Below are 7432 nucleotides of genomic sequence, written 5' to 3' on the forward strand. Positions count from 1 at the left end.
TATAATATAATTAATTATCTTAAAAATTATCTTTAATTAACTATGGCCGAAAAACTTTGGTCTTAAGTCTCGCCCTTTTAAGGGGATAAAAAAAGAGAATATTCCTTATATAAAGCCTCCTTATTCCAGAGGTACTGATAACTGATAACTGAAATGACTATTTTATCTCCTGAATTAAAACAAAAATTAGCTACTCCACTAAAAATTGGCAACTTTGAAGTAAAAAGTCGTGTACTTCAATCACCATTATCAGGAGTAACAGATTTGGTATTTCGTCGTCTAGTACGTCGTTATGCTCCAGAGTCGATGATGTATACCGAGATGGTAAATGCTACAGGATTACATTATGTGAAAGAATTACCTCAAATAATGGAAGTTGATAATAATGAGCGACCAATTAGTATTCAATTATTTGATTGTCGCCCAGATTTTTTGGCAGAAGCAGCACAAATGGCAGTAGAAGAAGGAGCTGATACTGTTGATATTAATATGGGTTGTCCTGTTAATAAAATCACCAAAAATGGTGGGGGTTCTTCATTATTAAGACAGCCAGAATTAGCTGGAGAAATTGTTAGTAAAGTGGTAAAAGCTGTACCTGTTCCTGTTACTGTAAAAACAAGAATTGGTTGGAATAATCAAGAAATTAATATCCTAGAATTTGCTAAAAGAATGGAAGATGCTGGTGCCCAAATGTTAACTTTACATGGTCGGACTCGTTCACAAGGATATAATGGGCCAGCAAGATGGGAATGGATTGGTAAAGTTAAGGAAATACTTTCTATTCCAGTTATTGCTAATGGGGATATTTTTTCTGTGGATGCTGCAATACGTTGTTTGGAGGAAACTGGTGCTGATGGGGTAATGTGTTCTCGTGGTACTTTGGGTTATCCTTTTTTGGTGGGAGAAATTGATTATTTCTTGAAAAATGGTGTAGAAAAAGTAGCGCCCACTGCAGTGGAAAAAATGGAATGTGCTAAAGACCATTTACGGGCACTATGGGAATATAAAGGCGATCGCGGTATTCGTCAAGCCCGCAAACACATGACTTGGTATGCTAAGGGTTTTCCTGGAGCAGGGGAATTGCGGGGTCAATTGGCAAAAGTGGAAACGGTGGAACAAGGTTGCGATCTGATTGACAAAGTAATTGAAAATTTGGTAGTCCTGCATAGTAATGGTAAATAGGAATAAGCAATACCTAGTGCGGGCATCCTGCCCGCGAGTCAGCACATCCTCGAAGCTAGTGCGGGCATCTTGCCTGCGAGTCAGGGTATCCTCAAAGCTAGTGCGGGCATCCTTAAAGCAAGGGAGCAAGATGCTCCCACTACTGTGTCTGGTAACAAAAATAATTACAATGCACCACCACCGGAAATTTATAGTACAAAGAAGGATGTCTAATAGACTGGATATTTGCCGACTATACCTATGATGATTATGAACCACAACAGTCGAAGTTTGGACTACAATCTAATTCTGGGAAATCACAGTCATTACAGTCTGGCAAAGCACACTCACAACTCTCTTCCGCTACATCACCGCAACAATTAATTAACTTAGAATCTTGTTTTTTTTTGGATTTCTTTTCGAGACTAACTGCCTGTAACTTCAAAGTTTGATTAGCCTCTTTACAAGCTTTAAACCTTTGACGTGCAGCTTGAATAGCTCTCGAAAAATCTTGTTCTATAAACATACGCTTTATGTATTGAGAACAAGATTCATCGCCGTACAATATTCTATGAGCACAAGAAAATCCTTTTCTCGGCGAAATGTACTGCTGATATCCGTCAATCAAAGCAACAGCAATTTTATTCATACACTTAAAGAAATAGAGGAGATTAATTTAGGCCAATTTATACTACAAAAATTAAATCCTTATTTCCTAATACATACCCCTATTACCCCTATTGCCTATTTTTATCTTTAATTTATCAAGGGGAGGTAATTCTAAATTCTAAATTCTAAATTCTTAAAAGAAGTCCATTTTCAGAAAAAGTATCAAAGTATTAAGGTCTGTTGCAATTTCTTCACATACCCTCAGAGAATCAACTACGACACCCCAGTCCGTGATACCATCCCAATTTGTAAGTATAAAAAAAGATTGGGAGAAGACCTTTGACTCTAAGAGTTGCTGTAGTTGGTTCTGGCCCAGCAGGTTCATCTGCTGCTGAAACTTTAGTAAAAGCAGGTATTGAAACTTATTTATTTGAACGTAAACTAGATAATGCTAAACCTTGCGGTGGAGCTATTCCTCTTTGTATGGTGAGTGAATTTGACCTACCAGCAGAAATTATAGATCGTCGCGTTAGAAAGATGAAAATGATATCTCCCTCCAATGTTGAGGTGGATATCCATATAGAAAAAGAAGACGAATATATAGGTATGTGCCGTCGGGAAGTTTTAGACGGTTTCCTGAGAGACCGAGCAGCTTCTCTCGGAGCTAACCTAATAAATGGCACGGTTTATAAACTTGATATTCCTACTAATGATAGAGACCCCTACACTATTCATTACTCTGACCATTCAGAAGGTGATATCCAAGGCACAGCTAAGACCTTAAAAGTAGATTTAGTTATTGGAGCTGATGGGGCAAATTCCCGCGTAGCTAAGGCCATGGATGCTGGAGATTATAATTACGCGATCGCTTTCCAAGAGCGTATTCGTCTTCCAGAGCATCTCATGGCATATTATGAAGACCTAGCAGAGATGTATGTGGGTGATGATGTTTCTCCAGACTTCTATGCTTGGGTATTCCCTAAATATGACCACGTTGCTGTGGGTACTGGCACAATGAAACCTAACCAGGCCAGAATTAAACAGTTACAAGCAGGTATTCGCGCTCGTGCTGCAAAGCGTCTGGAAGGTGGAGAGATTATTAAGGTAGAAGCTCACCCCATTCCCGAACATCCTCGTCCTCGTCGGGTTCGTGGTAGAGTTGCTCTAGTGGGAGATGCTGCGGGTACTGTAACTAAGTCTTCTGGTGAAGGTATTTATTTTGCGGCTAAGTCTGCTCGGATGTGTGCTGAAACTATTGTTGAGACTTCTAATAATGGTGCGACTATTCCTACTGAAGCAGATTTAAAACTTTATCTGAAGCGGTGGGATAAGAAGTATGGCATGACTTATAAAGTGTTGGATATTTTACAGAGAGTATTCTATCGTTCTGATGCTACTCGCGAAGCTTTTGTAGAAATGTGTGCTGATATGGATGTGCAGAAGCTAACTTTTGATAGTTATTTGTACAAAACTGTTGTACCTGCTAATCCTTTAGTTCAGATGAAGATTACTGCTAAAACTATTGGTAGTCTTCTCCGGGGTAATGCTTTAGCACCTTAAATTTAGTTAAAGTCCAAAGTTAATTAAGTTAATATTAAAGTCCTGCGGAATATTGCTGCGGGATTTTAATATTAATATGTAGGGTATTTTGCATACAAGTTAAATAAATATATTCTACTGATTAAATAAAAAATATGGGGCTGTGGCTCAGATGGATAGAGCAAGCGCCTCCTGAAGTATCGGGCACCATGTGAGGAAACTCCGTGAGTGAATGTGGTCAAATTCAAGGAAGCCTAAGTCTATTATTTTGTAGATATGGTAATCTTGAGCCAAGCTTTACCTAAGTTATTGGTGAAGAAGGTGCAGAGACTAGAGTTTTAAGAAGAAATAAAATTCTGCTTAAACTAGGCCACCACCTAAAGCTATTTTAGAGCTATGGTGAAGGGATAGTCCAGAGAGTGGGGAAACTCACACAAATCTGAAGCGCTAGGTCGCGCGTTCGAATCGCGCCAGTCCCGTTGAATAAGCAGTCAGCAGTCAGCAGTCAGCAGTCAGAAGAAATATTGAGAAGGGGATTTTAACCCAAGCTTAAAAAGCTGAATGCTAAAAGCTAATAGCTAGTTAAAAAATTTAATAATTACCGAAAAATTGTGCTTTAAAGCATAGCCTTTTAAGGGAATAATAAAGAAAAATTTTCCTTTGATTCAATCCTCTTATATAAAATCCGGTTAAACAGTCGTCATTGCGACGATAGGAAGCAATCTCCGCGCACCCTTGAGATTGCTTTCCTTACGGAATGCTACGCAAACCTTCCACGGAGTAACCGTCGCAATGACTTGGATATAGTAATTATCAGGATTTTATATTATTTACTAAGAAGAAGTAATTCTAAATTCTAAATTCTAAATTCTAAATTCTAAATTCTAAATTCTTGAACTATGAGTTCTTTTAGTGATGCTCGGCAATATGCTCCGGCAACTGAGCGCAACCGCTCATTTATTTTGGAAGTGCTACAGCGAGTTTTGCCTCCAACGGGAAATATTTTAGAAATTGCTAGTGGTACGGGAGAACATTCTGTTTTCTTTTCTCCCCAGTTGCAACCTCGTCAGTGGTTTCCTTCTGACCCTAACCCAATGTTGCGCGATAGTATTGCAGCTTGGCAACAACATAGTCCGTCAGATAATCTGCATTCTCCTCTTGATATTGATGTGCGGGAGTCGGTTTGGGCCTTGGAAAAAGAAGGTATTGAGATTACTGCTATTGTCAATATTAATATGATTCATATTAGTCCCTGGTCAACTTGTCTGGGATTAATGGCAGGTGCAGGGCGTTTGTTGCGGAAGGATGGGGTGCTATATTTGTACGGTCCGTACAAACAAGGTGGGGAACATACTGCACCGAGTAATCTGAGTTTTGATGAGTCTTTGCGTTCTCAAGATCCTGAGTGGGGATTGAGAAATTTAGAGGATGTTATCGCAGTAGCGGAGAAGGAGGGGTTAAGGTTTGTGGAGATGGTAGAAATGCCGGCAAATAATTTGTCTGTGATTTTTCATCACAACTAATATCACTGATAAAATGGGTTGGCGTAGGTTGGCTTGAGGAACCGAAACCCAACACATATCTATTCTATTGGTCTTTTTTTTTGAGGTTAAATTTTGAAGTGCGGAATGTGGGTTCCTATTCTTCTTCCAATTCCCCAGTATTATCATCATTGTCTATTTCATCTTCATCTAGTACCCGAAAATATTCATCCAATTTTTTAGCCATATCTAGAGGAAGTGGCAGTTGTAAAGTATATTCATATTGAATTGCACCTTTACGGAGGTCATGGGCGATCGCTGCCCAAACTCCTCTAAAATCTTTTTCTTTTGATGGAACTGCTACAACTGAAAGTTCTTTTCCTCTGCCAAAATGTGCTTGTTTTTCTGTAAAGTCTGGGTCTACTTCTCTAGGTTTTTCTAACTTTTTTCTTTTTCCTTTATTTGATTTATTATCTTCTTTACTTACCTGATTTTGAGCTATTTTTTCAGATTCATTTTCCTCGTTTTTTCCCCATTCTTGAAACCATTTATCTAACCTTGAAGCATTTGCATTTGGTTGTTGGTTTCCGCGATCGCCACTACTTATCCAGGTAAATTTATCAAATTTCCATAATTCATAAAAAGTACGATATCTATCTCTCCCGTTAAATTTTTCGTCATTTCTATTCTTAATAATAAAATTATCAGGAGTTTCTTTTTCGATAGTACGACATACAACTATTCTCAAACCTGGAAATTTATCTATATCTACAAAATTATTCAGATTGTCATCAAAACTAATTTTATCTAGGCGCATATTTTTGAGTTGTAGGCAACGTAAAACACTACGAATATTGTCTTGTTGCATTAAAAGTAAAGTATTCCCTGAGAAAAGTTTTAAAGTGTTCTCTATAAACTGTTTTATTTCTGCTTTTTTATTTTTCAGCAAAACAGGTTTAATTTCATCTTTACCCAATTTCAATATAGCTTCTGAATAAGATATCCAACCAGTTGATAAAGAAGGTTTATTATTAATGTCTAATAAATTTACTTCTACTTCTCCAGTTTGATTAGATATTCTGACAAATACAGGTAAACTTTTTGCTTTATTATCGAAAGCCGTTTTACCAGTAATTCTCAACAGTCTTAATCCGACAAATGTTAAATTTTCTGGCACTTCAAAATTTTTACCATTTGGAAGAATAATCTGCTGATATTTCTTGGGGTAAGTAATTCCTAATTGTCTAATTACATCTAAAATAGCATTGTTGTATTTTTGCTTTGCTCCATCTTTGACAATAAATTGTGAAACTATATTTAAAGGGCAAAAAGATTTTCTATTGATTTTTTTCGGGTCTTTACCGTTTTTGTATTCTGCATAATCTTTATCAAAAGTATGAATAATAATTGCCCCTGGATTCTGTTCTGTTTGCTTTGAGAAATTTTCAGCTATATAATTTTTTCTGCCATTATCTCCATTTTCATCTAGAGCTGCTCGTAAAGTATTAGCTTTATCAAGACTAACTTCTTCAAAATTAATTGGGCTATTTTCTGAGTCAAGAAGTTTCAATTCGCTTAGAGCTGCTTTAATTCCTTCTTTTATATCTTCAGAAGAACTGCTCAATCCCATCCAAATTTTATTAGGATATTTACGCCTAATTAACTCTGCTAGATTTTGATCGTCTTTAGTAATTTCTGATTTTATATCAGATTGATATGGGTTTAATATCTTGGTTGGTTCTAACCTATCCTTAAATTTCTCCTTAATAGCTAGATCGATAATATAGCGGTCGTGGAAGAACAAGCCATTGTTAATTGGAATCCTTGATGGTTTTTTTAAAGCAGTTGAGTAAGGTAATAAAATTGTGACGTTATTTTCTAGTGGTACTTCTGGAATAATTTCTGGTGTTTGCTCTATAATCTTTTTAGGATTTGGATTAATAAAATTTTTCCCTAATAGTTTTAATATTTCAGCCACTGGTTCGTCGGCAAAGTTCAGATCGTATTTATCTTCTCTTCCCTGTTTTTTAAACCACTTAATAGCTACAGATTGAATACTATTTTTAATCGGAAATCCTTCACACCAATAATCGGGTTTTGTTTGGAAATGTAAGTTTGCTTTTCTACCACTTGCTGGAGAGAAATTTTTGTTATTAGTAAATCTTCTAACTCCTGTATGTAATTGAATAAATGGATGGGAATTAAAGTATCGCTGTTGTACGGTAACTTGAATAAATACGCTTGCCCAACCTACAATTTTTCCTCCCTTATTATAAATAGTTTCTGGAGGCCATTCTACCACTTCCCCAATATTAGGTCCTTTGAAAAACTGCCTTTCTTTAACTCCTATTTTTAGGGGAGTTTCTGTGATTTTTGATGCGATAATATCAGCTAATACTTGAAAAGCATTATAATCTCTTGGAGTTGCTGTTCCTATTTCTGGGTTAGTTTCCCAATCAAAAAGGATTGCTTCGGAGCAAGAAACCCAATTCAAATCTTCTAGTGCTGGAGATTTTATTAAACTTTGAACATCATCATATTTCCATTGCTGCTGAAAATGATATTTTGCCCAAAATTGAAGTATTCTTCTGAGAGATTTAATATTAATTTCTTTTCCTGTTGTTAATAACCATAAGGGAGAA

At 36.6% G+C, this 7432-nt stretch carries 6 protein-coding genes; 4 read left to right on the forward strand and 2 right to left on the reverse strand.

Features of this window, described 5'->3' with window-relative positions:
* Positions 1-153: 153 nt before the first annotated feature.
* Positions 154-1182 (forward strand): tRNA dihydrouridine synthase DusB, encoded by a 1029-nt coding sequence (dusB, locus tag AC3DU7_RS19830; RefSeq protein WP_488041034.1) that lies wholly within the window; start codon positions 154-156, stop codon positions 1180-1182.
* 69 nt (positions 1183-1251) lie between these two features.
* Positions 1252-1395, forward strand: coding sequence for a hypothetical protein (locus tag AC3DU7_RS19835; protein WP_488041035.1), 144 nt, complete (start codon positions 1252-1254; stop codon positions 1393-1395).
* 34 nt (positions 1396-1429) lie between these two features.
* Here AC3DU7_RS19835 and yidD read toward each other — a convergent pair whose 3' ends face one another.
* Positions 1430-1810 (reverse strand): membrane protein insertion efficiency factor YidD, encoded by a 381-nt coding sequence (gene yidD / locus AC3DU7_RS19840; RefSeq protein WP_488041036.1) that lies wholly within the window; start codon positions 1808-1810, stop codon positions 1430-1432.
* Positions 1811-2109: 299 nt separating this feature from the next.
* Here yidD and chlP point away from each other — a divergent pair, with 299 nt between their 5' ends.
* Together chlP and AC3DU7_RS19850 are read left to right on the forward strand one after the other, a co-directional pair.
* Entirely contained in the window at positions 2110-3330 is a 1221-nt protein-coding gene (chlP, locus tag AC3DU7_RS19845) for a geranylgeranyl reductase (RefSeq protein WP_488041037.1), read from the forward strand.
* 878 nt (positions 3331-4208) lie between these two features.
* The gene (locus AC3DU7_RS19850; RefSeq protein WP_488041038.1) at positions 4209-4832 is read left to right on the forward strand and encodes a DUF938 domain-containing protein; all 624 of its coding nucleotides are present in this window, start codon (positions 4209-4211) and stop codon (positions 4830-4832) included.
* Between the two features lie 115 nt (positions 4833-4947).
* Here the strand turns inward: AC3DU7_RS19850 and AC3DU7_RS19855 are convergent.
* The coding region (locus AC3DU7_RS19855) for a pPIWI_RE module domain-containing protein (RefSeq protein ID WP_488041039.1) at positions 4948-7432 on the reverse strand (2485 nt) is incomplete at its 5' end.

It is taken from the genome of Okeania sp., from assembly GCF_983059655.1.

Excerpts from the sequence above, each read along its gene's own strand:
- AC3DU7_RS19850 (WP_488041038.1), top strand. The coding sequence starts at position 4,209 with ATGAGTTCTTTTAGTGATGCTCGGCAATATGCTCCGGCAACTGAGCGC.
- yidD (WP_488041036.1), bottom strand. The coding sequence starts at position 1,810 with ATGAATAAAATTGCTGTTGCTTTGATTGACGGATATCAGCAGTACATT.
- dusB (WP_488041034.1), top strand. The coding sequence starts at position 154 with ATGACTATTTTATCTCCTGAATTAAAACAAAAATTAGCTACTCCACTA.